Here is a 16,322-nt window from a genome sequence, read left to right on the forward strand (position 1 = left end):
CTCCGGACTGGCCGACAGGGAAAAGTTCTGTAAAAAAATCAGTCTGCAACAGCCTTTACTTGCCGCCACGGATCAATCCGCCCATACCGCGCCGTTCCATAAACGCCGCGACCTGGTGGCGCACTTCGGTCGTCATCTGGGCGCCCAGCACCCGCTGCGCCAGCACTTCGGCGTCAGACAGCTCAATATGCCGCAGCAGATATTTGATACGCGCCACACTGCGCCCGTTCATGCTTAAGTTACGATAACCCATGCCCACCAACAGCAACGCGCCCATCGGATCCCCGGCCAGTTCACCGCACAGGCTCACCTGCAGCCCAACCGCGTTGGCCTGAACCACGATCAGCTTAAGCACCTGCAACATTGAAGGATGCAAACTGTCGTACAGCGCCGCAACGCGGGTATTGTTGCGGTCTACCGCCAGCAGGTATTGGGTCAGGTCATTGGTGCCAACCGAAATGAACTCAACCCGCCCGGCCAGATGGGGGATCAGGAAAATCATCGACGGCACTTCCAGCATTACGCCAAGCTTGGGTTTCGGGATTTCATATCCGAGCACCTCTTCCACTTCGCGCCCTGCGCGATCGATCAACCGCCGGGCCTCGTCGATCTCTTCCAGGCTGGTGATCATCGGCAGCAGGATGCCCAGGTTGCCGGTCCCGGCATTGGCGCGCAGCATCGCACGCACCTGAATCAGGAATATTTCCGGCTGATCAAGGGTGATGCGGATACCGCGCCAGCCCAGGCAGGGATTTTCCTCGCTGATCGGCATATAAGGCAGCTGCTTATCGGCGCCGATATCCAGCGTCCGCAGCGTGACCGGTTTGTTCGGGTAAAGCTGCAACATGCCCTGATACTGCGCAACCTGCTCTTCTTCCGAAGGGAAGCCGCTTTGCAACATGAAAGGGATTTCGGTTCGGTACAAACCGACGCCATCGACTCGCCCGCCCAAGAGCTGCTCGTGTTCCGGGCTGAGGCCGGCGTTAAGCATCACCTGAACTCGCTCACCACTTTTGAGCTGGGCCGGCTGCTCGACGTCGTCTTCCGCCAGTTTGCTTAACTCAAGTTCTTCGCTGATCAGCCGCTGGTATTCCTGCACCAGCACCGGTTCAGGGTCGACCAGCAGTTCGCCGCGATAACCGTCGACAATCAGCAGCCGCTGGCTGAGCAGCGCAGGCTGGATATCCGCGCCCATCACCGTCGGCACGCCCATCGCCCGCACCAGAATCGCCGCATGGGAGTTGGCGGCGCCATCGCGTACGACCACGCCAACCAGCCTGTCCTGCGGCATTTCAGCCAACAGGGTGGCAGTCAGTTCGTCCGCCACCAGCACGAAACGCGCCGGCCACTGAGTCGCGCCCTGGGTGGTGTCGTCGAGGTGGAATAGCAGGCGCTGGCCGAGCGCGCGCAAATCGCTGGCGCGCTCACGCATATAGGTGTCTTGCAGGCTGGCGAATTGGGCGGCAAAGACTTCGATCACCTGTTTCACCGCCCATTCCGCTACGGAACCGGCGTCAATTTCGGCAAATAGCTCGCGCTTGAGGCGGGCGTCGTTCAACAGGTGAGAGTACAGATCGAAAATCGCCGCGCTCTCTTTTTGCGAGCTGGCGGCAAAGCGCTTGCTGAAACGGCGGAATTCCGCGCCGGCTTCTTCCAGCGCCTGCGTCAGGCGTTCCCGCTCGCTCACGGTATCGAGCGTCGAGGCCTTGTAAACCTGATCGAGCGACGGCTGGCTGCTGTCCTGCCAACCTTCCGCCACCGCTACGCCGGGGGATGCCGCCAATGCTCGGATGCGGGTCTGGCGATATTGGCCAAAAATGGCGTTAAGCTGCGATTGCGAGAGGATCCCGGCCATTTGCGTAGCCAGAGTCACCATGAAGGATTCTTCGCTTTCGTCGAACTGGCGCAGCTCACGCTGCTGCACCACCAGCACGCCCAGCAGTTGGCGACGATGAATAATCGGCACGCCCAGGAAGGATCGGAAACGATCCTCCTTCACCTGAGGTATGTATTTGAAGCTGGGGTGGCTCTGCGCGTCCGCCAGGTTTATCGGCTCTGCACGGCGCCCGACCAACCCGACGATGCCTTCATCAAATGCCAGCGCGATAGCGCGCCCGCGCGGTTTTTTCAACCCGCGCGTCGCCATCAGGTAGTAGCAGCGGCGATCGTTGTCTGCCAAATATATGGAGCAGACTTCCGTATCCATCGCCAGACAGGTTTCATTGACCAAAAGATCCAGCGCATCTGTCAGACTGGCCGCCGCGGCCACCTTCTCAACAATTTCTCGCAAGCGCGTGAGCATAGTCGGCTTAACTTAACCTCTCTTCCGGCGATAGGCGGGGGGCTGCCGCTGTGTTGCCTGCTCCTGCATCGGCATCACGGTGACGGCGAATTCTTTCATCACCCGGCGGTAAACGTCGCGTTTGAACGACACCACCTGGCGTACCGGATACCAAAAACTCACCCAGCGCCAGCCGTCAAACTCCGGCGTGCTGCTGCGTTGCATATTGATATCCGCGTCATTGCACATTAGCTGCAACAAAAACCATTTCTGCTTTTGGCCGATACATACCGGCTTTGTGTCCCAACGCACCAAACGTTTTGGCAATTTATAGCGCAACCAGTTGCGGGTTGAGGCCAGGATGCGCACATCCTTTTTGCTCAGCCCCACTTCTTCGAACAGCTCACGGTACATTGCCTGTTCTGCGGTTTCGCCAGGGTTAATCCCACCTTGGGGAAACTGCCAGGAGTGTTGACCGTAACGGCGAGCCCAAAGGACCTGCCCCTGACGATTACAGATTACGATACCAACATTCGGGCGGTAGCCATCATCATCGATCACCGGACTACCTCGATAAGCTTAATTTCGCATAGATGTACTGATTGTTTCACACAAGCTACAGGCGGTAAACCACTGCTTTGCAGCGCCGTAAACCGGATAACATTGGGATAACTCACAGATAATGGCAAAGTTATAAACATGTGAGGCGATTTTACGGCGGTTTTATTCACTTTTTCTGTGGATAGGTGTGTGAAGAACTCAAGGGATAAGCTGGTACAACTCTGACGAGCCTAAAAACACCATTAAAACCAGTTCAATATTAATTCAATAAAAACAACATGATAAATTATTATCAACAGGTATAAACAGGACAGAAATGTGATCTGTGCACGGTTAGGATCTTACCCTGGCGAAAGATCCACCAACGTCGTTTTTATCCACAGATTATCCGTATGAGTTACGCACAAAACGGACAATTTCGCAAAAAAATGCCCGAGTCAAGGCTGTAAATCGAACCAGTGATCGGGAAAAATTTGGGTTATCCCATAAATCTGTGGATAAATAGGTGTAAGATCCTGTTTATTGTCGGTGGCTTCAGGTGCACAAGCGCCGGACGAAATTTGTTTCCTGCGCGACGGAAGAAAAAAAGTCATGAAAAATCATGCTTCTATTAGTCTATTCCCGCGTCTTTCCCAGCCGATGTTCGCTGTGCACAAATGCAGTACATTTTTCAACCAAATCTGACGGGCTTGTATTATGGCGTTTTTATCCCCTCTTCCCCTTCCGCCGGAAAACGAACAGCAGCTGTTTGAACGAGCACAGCAGCTTGCCGGCTTTACCCTGGGTGAACTGGCCGCGCGCGCGCAGTTGCCGATCCCCAAGGATCTGAAACGCGATAAAGGCTGGGTGGGCATGCTGCTGGAGCTGTACCTCGGCGCCATGGCGGGCAGCAAACCGGAGCAGGATTTTCCCGAACTGGGCATTGAGTTGAAAACCATCCCGATTGACGCTGCCGGCAAGCCGCTGGAGACCACCTTCGTCTGCGTAGCACCGCTTACCGGCAACAGCGGCGTTACCTGGGCCAGCAGCCATGTGCGCCATAAGCTGGCGCGGGTATTGTGGATACCGGTAGAAGGCGAGCGACAAATCCCGCTGGCGCAGCGGCGCATAGGATCACCGCTGCTGTGGAGCCCGAGCGCCGCTGAAGAAGAGATGCTGCGCCGAGATTGGGAGGAACTGATGGACCTGATCGTGCTCGGCCACGTGGAGCGGATCACCGCTCGTCACGGAGAGGTACTGCAACTGCGGCCCAAGGCGGCCAACAGCAAGGCGCTGACCGAGGCCATCGGCGAACAGGGCCAGCCTATCCTCACGCTGCCGCGCGGTTTTTATCTGAAAAAAAGCTTCACCGGCGCGTTATTGGCAAGACATTTCTTAATATGATCCTCTTTGTTTAAGCCATGTTTAGCTAACAGTGTCGCCGTACCAATAAACGCGTATAATTCAGCCTTTGCTTTTTATTAAGGTGTGGCTTGGCAATGTTCGATTGGATTATGGATCCCAATGCCTGGTTAGCGTTAGGTACGCTGACCATTCTTGAGATCATTCTGGGTATTGATAATATTATTTTCCTGTCTCTGGTGGTGGCCAAACTGCCGAAGGCGCAGCAGAACAAGGCTCGCCGTATCGGTCTGGCCGGCGCTATGCTGATGCGTCTGGGGCTACTGGCGTCTATCGCCTGGGTGATTCGCCTGACCCACCCGCTGTTTACGGTGATGGACCACAGCATCTCGGCGCGCGATCTGATCCTGCTGCTCGGCGGACTGTTCCTGATCTGGAAAGCCAGTAAAGAGATCCACGAAACTATCGAAGGGTCCGATGAAGAGCACCACACCAAAGTGAACGGCTTCTTCGGCGCCATCGTGCAGATTATGTTACTGGATATCATCTTCAGCCTGGACTCGGTGATTACGGCGGTAGGCCTGTCCGATCACCTGTTTATTATGATGGCGGCGGTGGTGATTGCGGTTGGGGTCATGATGTTTGCCGCCCGGCCGATCGGCGAGTTCGTTAACCGCCATCCTTCGGTGAAAATGCTGGCGCTGGCGTTCCTGATCCTGGTGGGCTTCACCCTGATGCTGGAAAGCTTCCAGGTACATATTCCGAAAGGTTACATCTATTTTGCGATGTTCTTCTCGATGTCCGTCGAAGCGCTCAACCTGATGCGCGGCAAGAAAAACCAGGCCCCAGAGTAACCTCTACGGGAGCGTGCGAAAGCCGCTCCCGTTCGTATTTTTATCCTTTCTTCAACTCTTACACATACTTTCTCTTACCAAGATAAGGACTTATCCGAAACACGAGGTATCCAGAGTTTGCTAGTCTTGGAAGAAGGCTCTTTTCTGCATACATAATTGAGGATCGGCAGGATGAAAAAGTGGGTAATGGCAGTTTCTGCGTTGGTGATCGCCGCCGGGCTGACGGGCTGCGCCAGCGATTACGTGATGGCGACCAAAGACGGCAATATGATCCTGACTCAGGGCAAACCCGAGATCGACCAGGATACCGGCCTGATCAGCTATAAAGATGAAAAAGGCAACAACCGCCAAATCAACGGCGATCAGGTTTCACAGGTCATCGAACGTTAATTTTCTGCCGGCTATCGCCTCCTCTCCAGCGCGATAGCCTTCCCTGCACTGAATCCACTTCCCCCATCTTCACGGCTTGGTTATAGTCGAGAAAGGCGATATCACCGTCTCGCAGGTGATGAGACTCCTGTTTCATCGGGTGTAAAGCCCGTAAGCGCTAACTTGAAAGGAAGGCCGTTAATGCAATACCACCGTATTCCCCACAGTTCTTTAGAAGTGAGCGTGCTGGGACTGGGCACCATGACCTTTGGCGAACAGAACAGTGAAGCCGATGCCCATGCGCAACTCGACTATGCATTAGCCGCTGGCGTCAACCTGATCGATACCGCAGAAATGTATCCGGTACCGCCCCGCCCTGAAACCCAGGGGCTGACCGAACAATACATTGGCAGTTGGATCAAGGCGCGTGGCAACCGTGAGAAAATAGTGCTGGCCAGCAAGATCGCCGGGCCGGTACGCGGTACCGACAGCAGTATCCGTCCGCAACAGGCGCTGGACCGCAAAAATATCCGCGCCGCGCTGGACGCAAGCCTGAAACGGCTGAATACCGATTATCTCGATCTTTATCAGTTGCACTGGCCACAGCGCCAAACCAACTACTTCGGCAAACTCAATTATCAATACACCGACGATAAAGCCACGGTTACCCTGTTGGAAACGCTGGAAGCGCTGACCGAGCAGGTACGCGCCGGTAAAATCCGTTATATCGGGGTATCCAATGAAACGCCGTGGGGCGTAATGCGCTATCTGCAATTGGCCGAAAAACACGAACTGCCGCGCATTGTCTCGATTCAAAACCCCTACAGCCTGCTAAACCGCAGCTTTGAGATCGCTCTGGCAGAGATCAGCCAGCACGAGGGCGTTGAACTGCTGGCCTATTCCAGCCTGGCGTTCGGTACCCTGAGCGGCAAGTATCTTAACGGCGCCAAGCCGGCCGGAGCGCGCAATACGCTGTTCACCCGCTTTAATCGCTATTCTGCGCCGCAAACGCAACTGGCGATTGCCGAATATGTCGCATTAGCCAAAAAACACGGTCTGGATCCTTCGCAGATGGCATTGGCGTTCGTGCGGCAGCAGCCGTTCGTGGCCAGCACCCTGCTGGGCGCCACCACGCTGGAACAGTTGAAAACCAACATCGACAGCTTTGACCTGGTGTTGGATGAAGACGTGTTGCAGGGGTTGGAAGAGATCCATACCCGCTTTACCATTCCCGCGCCGTGATACGTCGGGGCGCAGCAAGCTGTGCCCCGGCAGCTTTCACTGCAGTTATTTTGCACCGCGCTGTGAAAACCACAGCGCGGTAATCGCCAGCGCAAACACCACGCCAAAACCAATCCCCACGCCGACCACCGGCACGCTCACTTTCACCGCCAGAGAGTACAGACCCAGCATGAGCAACATGGCGGTATTCTCCCCCAGGTTTTGTACCGCAATCGCATTGCCGGCGCCTACCGAACGTTTTCCTCGTTCCTGCAACAACGCGTTCAACGGCACCACAAAGAAGCCCCCCAGCACGCCTATCGTCAGCAGCAACACATAAGCATTAAACAGGGTGGTTTGCAGCGCAAAGATTGCGACCGCCACACCAATCAGGATCCCGGCCGGCATACAACGTTTCACCGTTTCCAGCGTGACGAAGCGCGCGGCCGCCCCTGCGCCAATCACAATCCCTACCGCCACCATGGCGTTCAGCAGCGTCGGCGTGGCGTTATCGGCGATGCCAAGCGCCACCGGCACCCACAACACCAATAGAAAACGCAGCGTCACCCCGGCCCCCCAGAACAGGCTGGTGCCAATCAATGAAAAGCGTGTCTGACCGTCGCGCCACAACACAAGGCATGCGTTGAAGAAGGCTCGGGTCATCGCGCGCGGCGTCCAGGAAGCCGCCGGGTGCGCCGCCGGCAGGCGTGGAATGTACAGGTTGGCGACCACCGCCGCCGCATATACCAGCGCGCAGACCGCCAACGCCGCCACAATGTGCCAGTCGGCCAGCACGCCACCGGCAACCGAGCCAATCAGGATCGCGGCAATGGTGGAGGCCTCCATCAGGCCGTTGGCCTTGACCAGCTTTTCGCCGTGCGTGATTTCACCCAAAATGCCGTACTTGGCCGGGGAATAAGCGGCGGCACCCACGCCCACCAAGGTATAACCGAGGAAGGGATTAAGCCCAAAACAGATGACCAGCGCACCGGCCAGCTTCAGACCATTCGCCACCATCATCACCCGTCCCTTGGCGAAACTGTCGGCGATCTGGCCGACAAAAGGCGCCAGAATGATATAGGTGGCGACAAACGCCATCTGCAAAATCGGTTGGCTCCAGTCGGGATATAGCTGCTGCTTGATCAGCGCCAGCGTGGCAAACAGCAAAGCATTGTCGCCGAAGGCGGACAAAAACTGCGCGCAAATCACGGCAATCATGCTGCGAGAGAGCAAAGGTGAGTCGGTATTCAACGACGGGTTCATCGGGCATTCTCCGGCTGTTCGGCCATTTTACGCAGGGTTACAAAGTCCGGTTTACCACTGCCGAGCACCGGCAAGGTTTTAAGCAGACGAATATCACGCGGCACCGCCAGTTCGGGGCTTCCCAACTCACGCGCAGCATGCAGCAAGGCTTCGCGGGTGATGCCGGCATCGGTGGTAAACATCACCAGCGCTTCCCCCTTGCTGCTGTCGCTTTTCACCGTGGCGGCATGCTGCCCTTCCGGTGCCACGCGCTGCGCCAGCAGCTCCACGCTCTCCAGCGAGACCATTTCACCGGCCAGTTTGGCAAAGCGTTTCACCCGGCCGCGAATGACGCAATAACCCTGCTCGTCCAACGTGACGATATCGCCGGTGTCGTACCAACCCGGTTGCAGATTGCCATTTTCATCTTCCGCCGCCGGCGGTTCCAGTTCTCCCGGGCGTTCCATCCGCAGATAACCTTTCATGATATTCGGGCCTCTCAACTGCAGGCGGCCACCGTTATCAATGCCCGGCACCTTCATCAGACGCGCCTCCATCTTCGGCATAATGCGGCCCACGGTGCCGACCTTCGTCGCCAGCGGAACGTTGATCGACACCACCGGCGCACATTCGGTTACGCCATAGCCTTCCAGAATGCGGATGCCGTATTTGTCCTGATAAATCTGTTTGGTGCTGTCCGCCAGTTTTTCCGCGCCGGCCACCACGTAACGCAAGCGGGCAAAATCATACGGATGGGCGAAGCGCGCGTAGTTATTGAGGAAGGTGGCGGTGCCAAACAGCACGGTACAGTTGCGGTCATACACCAGTTCGGGTACCACGCGGTAATGCAACGGGCTGGGATAAAGAAAAATGCGGCTGCCGGTCATCAGCGGGGTCAGCAGCCCAACCGTCAGGCCGAACGAATGGAACAGAGGCAGCGATGACATAAAACGGTCACGCGGGGTGAAATCGGCGATGGTGCGGATCTGTTCAACGTTGGCCAACAGGCTGGCGTGGGAGTGCACCACGCCTTTTGGGTTACCTTCCGAACCCGAGGTAAACAGGATCAACGCGGCATCATCCGGCTGTTGCGGCAGCATGGCGTGCGCCGGCTGGAACAGGTGACGCAGGATCCACAGCTTGTCCGCCAGGGCCAGGGTATCTTTCAGATCCTCCAGATACACCCAGTTGGCCTCCGGTACCTGCTCCGGCAAGTGGGTCAGCTTGCCCTTTTCCAGGAACTGGCGCGAAGTGACGATGGTTTTGATGGTCGCTGCGGTCATCGCGCTTTTCAAACCGTTGGAACCGGCGGTGTAGTTGAGCATCGCCGGAATACGATTACGCAGAGAGGCGCCGAAAATCGCCGCCACGGTGATGGTGGCGTTCGGCAACAACATGCCGACATGTTCACCCTCGGCAGTAAAGCGCTGCAGGATACGGCTGACGCCCAGCGCTTTTTTGATAAGCTGCTGGTAGCTGTCTTCCTTGAAGGCGATGTCTTCGATGCAGGGTTTGTTGCGACCATAGCGGTGCTGAGCCGCCAGCAGGGCGCGGAACAGGGTTTGCGGCTCGCGAGTGTCCATCCGCGCCTTCATCATAATCTGCATCAGCCGGTCACCGGCCAATGCACGACGATCGCGGGCGCGCGGCGCTTCCGGCATCGGCAGCGACGTCGGCGGTAAAATACGGATGCTGATCTGCGGGAACCAGCGGATCTTGAACACGCCGGCCATGCGGCCAAAGGGGCTGAACTCGGCGCCGTCCAGTCGCACCGGCACCAGGGTCGCACCCGATTTAGCGGCGATAAACGCGGCGCCGTCATAGACTTTCATCAGCGAACCGGTAACGGTGATACGCCCTTCAGGGAACACCACGATCGGCCGGCCCTGTTCGACCATCCGCACCAGCTGTTTGATCGCCATCGGTTTGGTCGGGTCGAGATAGACCAGATCGATATAGGGTTTCAACCAACGCATAAACCAGCGATCGCCGATGCTGGCATAGACCGCAAACACCGGTTTAATCGGTAAAAACAGCGCCAGCAAAATGCCGTCGAGGAAGGAGATATGATTGGGCGTAATCAATAGCTTAGTCTGTTCGAAGTGCCGGGCATCACCCTCAACGCGAATTCGATACAGCAGGCGGAACAGCGTGCGCAGCACGGAAAGGATCATGCCCTTCTCCCTTTAGCCAAAATGAGCGTAAACAGTTGTAGGGAAAAGAATACTATACGGCAGGCAAAAAAAAACCTACGCATCCGCGTAGGTTGGTGCAATTGAAAATGGCTTCAACATACAGAGTATGCTGATTTCTCACCAATCAATACCTCTGGGATCACCTACTCTAGAGAGATGCCGATCAAGAAACTACCGACGAATCGCAAGAGTTCTGCTCTAAATGCAACCAGCTGTAAATTTCCCGCATTTTATGGAAATAACTCAATGAAACTTAAACAATCCTGGGGTAGGAAGGAGACAAAATCGAATCCTGCGCAGGCGGGCTGGGAGGGCGTCAGGCAAAAAAAAACCTACGCATCTGCGTAGGTTGGTGCAATTAATATGGGTTCAACACACGAGTTGTTGAAACTCACCAATCAATACCTCTGGGACATTCAATTTACCCCGTTGCGTCGAAAACCAGCCAGCGGGCAATCGCAACATTAGGGCGCAAAGTGTAACCAGCGGTGTATACCCATCGCCTATCAAGCTTCAGCGTTGTTGGCTGCACTCTTGTTAGGGTCACGGGCAGATATACGCGCCCGATTAACGTGGGCGCAGCATGCCGCGCGCCCCCCCCTGGCTGGAGATGAACAGCCCCGTCGCCTGGCGGCAATTCGGGATCCATAAGACGTAGATGTTTACCGTGCGCTTACCTCAACCAGGCAGCTCATGGCATTCGGCCCCTGCGTCAACGGCGAGGTGCCGATATCCAGCGTTAAAACGTTCGGGTTGCCGGACTGCTCCACCGCCAGGCGCTGGGCGCCAAAACCTGGGTCGAACCAGGCTCCGGTGGCCATCAGCACCACGCCGCGAGTGACGCCATCAGTGATGGCAACGCCCGCCAGGCAACTGCCGCGCGCATTGCTGACCTGCACCTCGGCCCCCTCGGCAATACCACGCGTTGCCGCATCCTCCGGGTGCATATACAGCGTCTCTCGGCCCGCCGTTTTATTGCCCTGCGCCAGCGGCGCCGGATCCATCTGGCTGTGCAGACGGTCACCCGGCTGGATGGAAATCAGGTGTAGCGGCCACTCTTTGGCCTGCGGCGCGCCCAACCATTCAACCGGCGGTTGCCACTGCGGATGCGGAGCAAAGTCCGCATAGCGGTAACCGGCGATTTTCTCGCTGAACAACTCAATTTTGCCGCTTGGGGTTTGCAATGGATTGGCCTGCGGATCGGCACGGAAACCGTCGAAGAACACAAACTCCTTCGCCGGTGCCGGCAGCTCTACGTGGCCTTTACGCCAGAAATCCGCGAACTCCGGCCACTCGACGCCAGTACCCGCCTGCGCCTGCCCGCACTGCTGATAGATGGATTCGATCCATGCCCGTTCGTCACGGTTTTCGGTGAATTGTTCACGGTAACCGAGCCGCTCCGCCAGATCGGCGAAAATATCAAAGTCATTGCGCGCCTGATGCTGCGGCGCTATCGCCTGATGCATCGCCAACACATAGCGATCGCGCGATGAGCCACCGATATCGTTGCGCTCCAGCGAGGTAGTGACTGGCAGCACGATGTCCGCCATCTTCGCCGCCGGCGTCCACCAGATGTCCTGCACAATCACCGTATCCGGTTTTTGCCACCCTTCCACCAACCGGTTCAGCTGTTGATGGTGATGGAACGGGTTGCCGCCAGCCCAGTGAACCAGATGAATATCCGGATAGTGCAGCGTTTCCCCACGGAACGAGTAAGGTTCGCCGGGTTGCAGCAACATGTCGCAGATGCGCGCTACCGGGATCGCCAGCCCGCAAGGATTGTTACCCACCGGCATCATTGGCCCCGGCGTATCCACCCGCGGGTTGCCGACGCCGTTCATTGAGCCGTGCCCAAACGAGAATCCGCCGCCCGGCAGGCCGACCTGGCCGAGCATCGCCGACAGGGCGATCATCATCCAATACGGCTGTTCGCCGCGATGGGCGCGCTGAACCGAGTAGGAACAGGTAATAAAGCTGCGTACGCCGATCAATTGCTGCGCCAGCAGGCTGATGCGCGCCGCCGGAATACCGGTGATAGCACTGGCCCATTCCGGCGTTTTCGCCACGCCGTCGTCCGTGCCGCACAGATAATCCGCCAACTGGTCGTAACCCACACAATGGCTATAGAGGAAAGCCTCATCCTGCGCGCCCCGGCGCTGAATTTCATACGCCAGCGCCAGCATCAACGCCACGTCGGTGTTGGGGCGGATCGGGATCCATTCGGCATTCACAAACGCCGGGCAGTCATCGCGCATCGGGCTGATGTTGATCACCGGGGTGCCTTTCTGCGCCAGCTTCTGCAGCCAGGGTTTGAGCGTATGCTCCGCTGCGCCGCCGGAGGATACCTGGGCATTTTTCAACGCCAGCCCACCGAAGGCGACAAACAGTTCGCAGTGTTCGACCACGCTCGGCCAACTGGTCACGCGCCCGGTCAGCGGGGTAAAGGTGCCGATCACGTACGGCAGGAAAAACTGCGCCGCGCCCCAGCTGTAATTACCCAGTTGGTCAACGCCACCGCCGCCGCTGAAATAAAAACGCCGCACCAGCGAGCGCGCGTGATGCAGGCGCCCGGCGGATGACCAGCCATAAGAGCCGGTAAACAGGCCTGAAGGGCCGTAACGATCGCGCACGCGGCGGTTTTCTTCCGCAACCAGATCAAGGGCGAGATCCCAGTCCACTTCCACAAAATCTTCCCGGCCACGCAACGTACGGTCGCTACCTTCGCGTTTCTGCAACCAGGAACGGCGTACCGCCGGCTTGCGGATACGCTTGTCGGAATAGACCATTGGCGCGATGGAATCGAGCAGTGGGGAAGGATCCGGATCGTCGGCGAAAGGCTCACAGCGGATAAGCCTGCCGTCTTCAACCACGGCGGTATACGCCCCCCAGTGTGCGAGTTGCGGGTAACGTTTAATGGACATGAGGTTCTCGGGCAATCAATAGATGCACAAAAGTAACATCAGCCGACGCGCGGTTTCAAAGCACAAATTGCTCTATCACTGTACCCTGCGGGCCTAAGCGCACATTAAATCGCTCATATCTGCAACGGCCGCCACAAGTTGCGATCACCACCGCTTGCAGCCCCGGGCTTTTTCCGCAAAACTGGGGAATGTAAGCGATTACCCAGGATGTATTACAGATATGGCTACGATAAAGGATGTTGCCAGGCTGGCGGGTGTTTCCGTGGCCACGGTGTCTCGCGTGATAAACAATTCCCCGAAAGCCAGCGGAAGTTCGCGCACTGCGGTGCTGGCGGCGATGGAACAACTGCAGTACCACCCTAACGCCAACGCCCGCGCGCTGGCGCAGCAATCGACCGAAACGCTTGGGCTTATCGTGTCCGACGTTTCCGACCCCTTCTTTGGTGCCATGGTCAAGGCTGTGGAACAGGTGGCCTACGCCACCCACAACTTCCTGCTGATTGGCAACGGTTACCACGAGGCTGAAAAAGAGCGTCAGGCGATTGAACAGCTGGTACGGCACCGCTGTGCCGCGCTGGTGGTTCACGCCAAAAAACTGACCGATAACGAACTGAGCGGCTGGATGCAGCAGATACCGGGCATGGTGCTGATAAACCGCACGCTGCCGGGCTTCGAGGCACGCTGCGTGGCGCTGGACGACCGTTATGGTGCCTGGTTGGCCACCCGCCATTTGATCCAGCAGGGGCATCAGCGCATTGCCATCGTCTGCTCCACCCACCAGATTTCCGACGCAGCGGACCGGTTGCAAGGCTATCTCGACGCGTTGCAGGAGCATGGCATTGCGGTAGATGAAAAACTGATAGCCTACGGTGAGCCGGACGAAATTGGCGGTGAACAGGCGATGACCGAGTTGCTCGGCCGCGGCAAGCACTTCACCGCAGTGACCTGTTATAACGACTCAATGGCCGCCGGCGCGCTCTCGGTGTTGAGCGACAACAGTGTGGACGTACCGGCCCAAATGTCATTGATCGGTTTTGATGACGTGCTGATTTCACGCTACCTGCGGCCACGCCTGACGACCATCCGCTATCCGGTGGTCGCCATGGCGACCCAGGCTGCCGAACTGGCGCTGGCGCTGGCCAACAACCAGCCTCTGCCGGAGATCACCAACATGTTCAGCCCGACGCTGGTACGGCGCCATTCGGTCGCCAGCATCAATAACGTTTACGAGCAGAATTAAACCAGTGCCCGGTGGTACAATCGCACCGGGCGGTCAGGGTAATCCAGCGCGTCGCCAATATAATGCCAGCCGTGGCGTTCGTAATAGCCGCTGAAATCGCTGTACAGATAGAGTTCACTGAAGCCGGCGCGCCGGCTGTAGTCCTGCACGTGTCGTTGCAACCTCAGGCCAAGACCGCTGCCGCGCTGGCTTTCATCCACGTACAGCGCCGCCAGCCAGGGGGTCAGATCCTGGCGGCTGAGCAGGTCACAGCGCCACAGACCGACCGTGCCCACCAGCTTCTCCCCCTGCAACGCGATAAAGGTGATCGGTAAATCCGCTCCCCGCAGGCCGCTTTCTACCACACTGGCGAAAAATGCCCGGCTGTTTTCGTTGCCGAACGCCCGCCATTGCCAGTCGACCACCTGTTGCAGATGCTGCGGGTAATCCGCCAAAGGCACAATGTTAATCATATTCCGCTTCCTCCCGTTGCCCGAGACCAGTCTAGTGCCGTTCCGTCACCGCGTAAACCCGATGGCAAAAAGCTCCGCGGCCAAGGGCTAACCCTATGCTAAACTGAGCGTTATTTTCCGCAGCGGATGTTGAAAAGGGGTTAGCCACTGATGATCACCATGTTGGATGTTTCCCTTCGCGCTGGGGTATCTAAAGCCACGGTTTCACGCGTGTTAAATGGCACCGGCCAGGTGAAAAAAAGCACCCGCGACGCGGTATTCAAGGCGATGGACGAACTGGGGTACCGCCCGAACTTCCTCGCCCAGTCGCTGGCGAACAAAAGCTCCAACAGCATTGGGCTGGTGGTATCCAACTTCGACGGCCCTTATTTCGGGCGTTTGCTGCGCCAGGCCGCCAAGCTTATCGAGGCCAGCGGCAAGCACCTGATAGTCACCGATGGTCACGATACGCCGGAAGATGAACTGCAGGCAGTGCAGTTGTTGGCCGATCGCCGCTGCGACGCGATCATTCTCTATACCCGTTTCATGTCCGAATCGGCGTTAATGGCCCTGCTGGACAGCCTGCCGGTACCGATCATGGTGATCAATCGCGATTTGCCGCAGGCGCGTACGCGCTGTGTTTTCTTCGAACAGCAGCAGGCCGCCTTCCATGCAGTGGATTATCTGATTCGGCAGGGGCACCGCGAGATCGCCTGCATCACCGGCCCTATCGCCACCCCCACTGCCCAAGCGCGGCTGGCGGGTTATCAACAAGCGCTTGAGCATCACAAGATTGCCTTCGACGATGCCCGCGTGGCCTATGGCGACAGCAGCGTGCAAAGCGGCTATCAGGGCAGCCGCAACCTGCTGGCCGGCGATACCGGCTTCAGTGCGCTATTCGCCTGCAACGACGATATGGCCGTCGGTGCGATGAAAGCGTTGCATGAAGCGGGCAAGCGCCTGCCGCAGGACGTCTCGCTATTCGGTTTTGACGACGAACCCAGCGCCGCTTATTTGCAACCCGCGCTATCCACCGTTTACCTGCCGATCGACGTGATGATCGAAGCGGCTATCAGCCAGGCTTTCCGCCTGATCAATGGCGAAAACCTCCCCCCGCTTTCCCCGTTCACCGGCGAACTTCGGCTGCGTGACTCCGTGGCTCCAGGCCCCTACGCCGGTTGAGATTCTTGGGCGCAGAACGCTGATTGCGTACTGCGCCGCATTTATTTTTCTGCGATTTCCCATCTCCCACCAGTACGCATATTGTCACCATAATAACCTTTACACTATATAGCATAAAAGCTATATTCGGAGCGTGATATGTGGCCAGTCGTAACCGTCGAACGATTCGACGACTGGTTTTGATCACTGAACGGCGATGAACAAAAAAGCCTGTTGGCGGGAATATTCACATTGCAGGAATTCGGCCCGCTGTTGGCTCGTCCGCATGCCGACACTCTGCATTTTTCCGGCTCAATAAAGCATCTTAAAGAGCTGCGCATTCAGCACCGCGACCGCCCATTTCGGGTGTTTTTCGCCTTTGATCCGCAACGGCAGGCTGTACTGCTATGCGGTGGTGATAAGACAGGCGACAAACGCTTTTACCAGCGCCTGTTACCCATCGCCGCCATGGCGTTTTCACATTATCTGGCAACCCAGAGGTAAC

The 16,322-nt window shown here is 57.3% G+C and carries 13 protein-coding genes; 7 read left to right on the forward strand and 6 right to left on the reverse strand.

The features are described from left to right. Positions 1 to 55: 55 nt before the first annotated feature. On the reverse strand, positions 56 to 2,302 hold the full coding sequence (gene ptsP, locus JEM67_RS22275; protein WP_013814294.1) for a phosphoenolpyruvate--protein phosphotransferase: 2,247 nt from the start codon (positions 2,300 to 2,302) through the stop codon (positions 56 to 58). Positions 2,303 to 2,314: 12 nt separating this feature from the next. Continuing rightward, positions 2,315 to 2,842: an RNA pyrophosphohydrolase gene (gene rppH, locus JEM67_RS22280; protein ID WP_004952284.1), complete on the reverse strand. Its 528-nt coding sequence runs from the start codon at positions 2,840 to 2,842 to the stop codon at positions 2,315 to 2,317. A gap of 696 nt (positions 2,843 to 3,538) precedes the next feature. Here rppH and mutH point away from each other — a divergent pair. The 4 genes from mutH to JEM67_RS22300 all read left to right on the forward strand — a co-directional run bounded on the left by mutH (position 3,539) and on the right by JEM67_RS22300 (position 6,648). Next, a complete protein-coding gene (gene mutH / locus JEM67_RS22285) occupies positions 3,539 to 4,225 on the forward strand; it encodes a DNA mismatch repair endonuclease MutH (protein ID WP_199637713.1) in 687 nt (228 codons plus the stop codon). 95 nt (positions 4,226 to 4,320) lie between these two features. After that, a complete protein-coding gene (locus tag JEM67_RS22290; RefSeq protein ID WP_013814296.1) occupies positions 4,321 to 5,037 on the forward strand; it encodes a TerC family protein in 717 nt (238 codons plus the stop codon). A 171-nt stretch (positions 5,038 to 5,208) separates the two neighbouring features. Continuing rightward, positions 5,209 to 5,427 carry a YgdI/YgdR family lipoprotein gene (locus tag JEM67_RS22295; RefSeq protein WP_199637715.1) on the forward strand — a complete coding sequence of 73 codons (219 nt, stop codon included), beginning with the start codon at positions 5,209 to 5,211 and terminating at the stop codon, positions 5,425 to 5,427. 180 nt (positions 5,428 to 5,607) lie between these two features. After that, positions 5,608 to 6,648: an NADP(H)-dependent aldo-keto reductase gene (locus JEM67_RS22300; RefSeq protein ID WP_004952289.1), complete on the forward strand. Its 1,041-nt coding sequence runs from the start codon at positions 5,608 to 5,610 to the stop codon at positions 6,646 to 6,648. Positions 6,649 to 6,693: 45 nt separating this feature from the next. On the opposite strand, the gene lplT is transcribed toward JEM67_RS22300, so the two are convergent. The 3 genes from lplT to JEM67_RS22315 form a co-directional block, all read right to left on the reverse strand. Then, on the reverse strand, positions 6,694 to 7,890 hold the full coding sequence (gene lplT / locus JEM67_RS22305; protein WP_199637717.1) for a lysophospholipid transporter LplT: 1,197 nt from the start codon (positions 7,888 to 7,890) through the stop codon (positions 6,694 to 6,696). Then, positions 7,887 to 10,043 (reverse strand): bifunctional acyl-ACP--phospholipid O-acyltransferase/long-chain-fatty-acid--ACP ligase, encoded by a 2,157-nt coding sequence (gene aas / locus JEM67_RS22310; RefSeq protein ID WP_199637719.1) that lies wholly within the window; start codon positions 10,041 to 10,043, stop codon positions 7,887 to 7,889. The genes lplT and aas overlap by 4 nt, the downstream gene beginning before the upstream one ends. A gap of 683 nt (positions 10,044 to 10,726) precedes the next feature. Next, entirely contained in the window at positions 10,727 to 12,985 is a 2,259-nt protein-coding gene (locus JEM67_RS22315) for a molybdopterin guanine dinucleotide-containing S/N-oxide reductase (protein ID WP_199637720.1), read from the reverse strand. Between the two features lie 220 nt (positions 12,986 to 13,205). Between JEM67_RS22315 and galR the strand changes: the two genes are divergently transcribed. Continuing rightward, positions 13,206 to 14,225 carry an HTH-type transcriptional regulator GalR gene (gene galR, locus JEM67_RS22320; RefSeq protein ID WP_199637721.1) on the forward strand — a complete coding sequence of 340 codons (1,020 nt, stop codon included), beginning with the start codon at positions 13,206 to 13,208 and terminating at the stop codon, positions 14,223 to 14,225. Here the strand turns inward: galR and JEM67_RS22325 are convergent. Beyond that, the gene (locus tag JEM67_RS22325) at positions 14,222 to 14,677 is read right to left on the reverse strand and encodes a GNAT family N-acetyltransferase (RefSeq protein WP_199637722.1); all 456 of its coding nucleotides are present in this window, start codon (positions 14,675 to 14,677) and stop codon (positions 14,222 to 14,224) included. The genes galR and JEM67_RS22325 overlap by 4 nt on opposite strands. A gap of 150 nt (positions 14,678 to 14,827) precedes the next feature. Here JEM67_RS22325 and JEM67_RS22330 point away from each other — a divergent pair, with 150 nt between their 5' ends. Further along, complete coding sequence (locus JEM67_RS22330) at positions 14,828 to 15,838, forward strand: LacI family DNA-binding transcriptional regulator (protein ID WP_199637723.1); 1,011 nt, start codon at positions 14,828 to 14,830, stop codon at positions 15,836 to 15,838. Positions 15,839 to 16,024: 186 nt separating this feature from the next. Continuing rightward, positions 16,025 to 16,321, forward strand: a complete 297-nt coding sequence (locus JEM67_RS22335; protein WP_233527808.1) for a type II toxin-antitoxin system RelE/ParE family toxin — start codon at positions 16,025 to 16,027, stop codon at positions 16,319 to 16,321. Position 16,322: the final 1 nt, after the last annotated feature.

The organism is Serratia sp. PAMC26656, from assembly GCF_016469055.2.
Lineage (GTDB): Bacteria > Pseudomonadota > Gammaproteobacteria > Enterobacterales > Enterobacteriaceae > Serratia > Serratia plymuthica.

Coding starts and splice junctions, on each gene's coding strand:
- JEM67_RS22330 (WP_199637723.1), top strand. CDS start 14,828: ATGATCACCATGTTGGATGTTTCCCTTCGCGCTGGGGTATCTAAAGCC.
- ptsP (WP_013814294.1), bottom strand. CDS start 2,302: ATGCTCACGCGCTTGCGAGAAATTGTTGAGAAGGTGGCCGCGGCGGCC.
- JEM67_RS22300 (WP_004952289.1), top strand. CDS start 5,608: ATGCAATACCACCGTATTCCCCACAGTTCTTTAGAAGTGAGCGTGCTG.
- JEM67_RS22315 (WP_199637720.1), bottom strand. CDS start 12,985: ATGTCCATTAAACGTTACCCGCAACTCGCACACTGGGGGGCGTATACC.
- galR (WP_199637721.1), top strand. CDS start 13,206: ATGGCTACGATAAAGGATGTTGCCAGGCTGGCGGGTGTTTCCGTGGCC.
- lplT (WP_199637717.1), bottom strand. CDS start 7,890: ATGAACCCGTCGTTGAATACCGACTCACCTTTGCTCTCTCGCAGCATG.
- JEM67_RS22290 (WP_013814296.1), top strand. CDS start 4,321: ATGTTCGATTGGATTATGGATCCCAATGCCTGGTTAGCGTTAGGTACG.
- aas (WP_199637719.1), bottom strand. CDS start 10,043: ATGATCCTTTCCGTGCTGCGCACGCTGTTCCGCCTGCTGTATCGAATT.
- mutH (WP_199637713.1), top strand. CDS start 3,539: ATGGCGTTTTTATCCCCTCTTCCCCTTCCGCCGGAAAACGAACAGCAG.
- JEM67_RS22325 (WP_199637722.1), bottom strand. CDS start 14,677: ATGATTAACATTGTGCCTTTGGCGGATTACCCGCAGCATCTGCAACAG.
- JEM67_RS22295 (WP_199637715.1), top strand. CDS start 5,209: ATGAAAAAGTGGGTAATGGCAGTTTCTGCGTTGGTGATCGCCGCCGGG.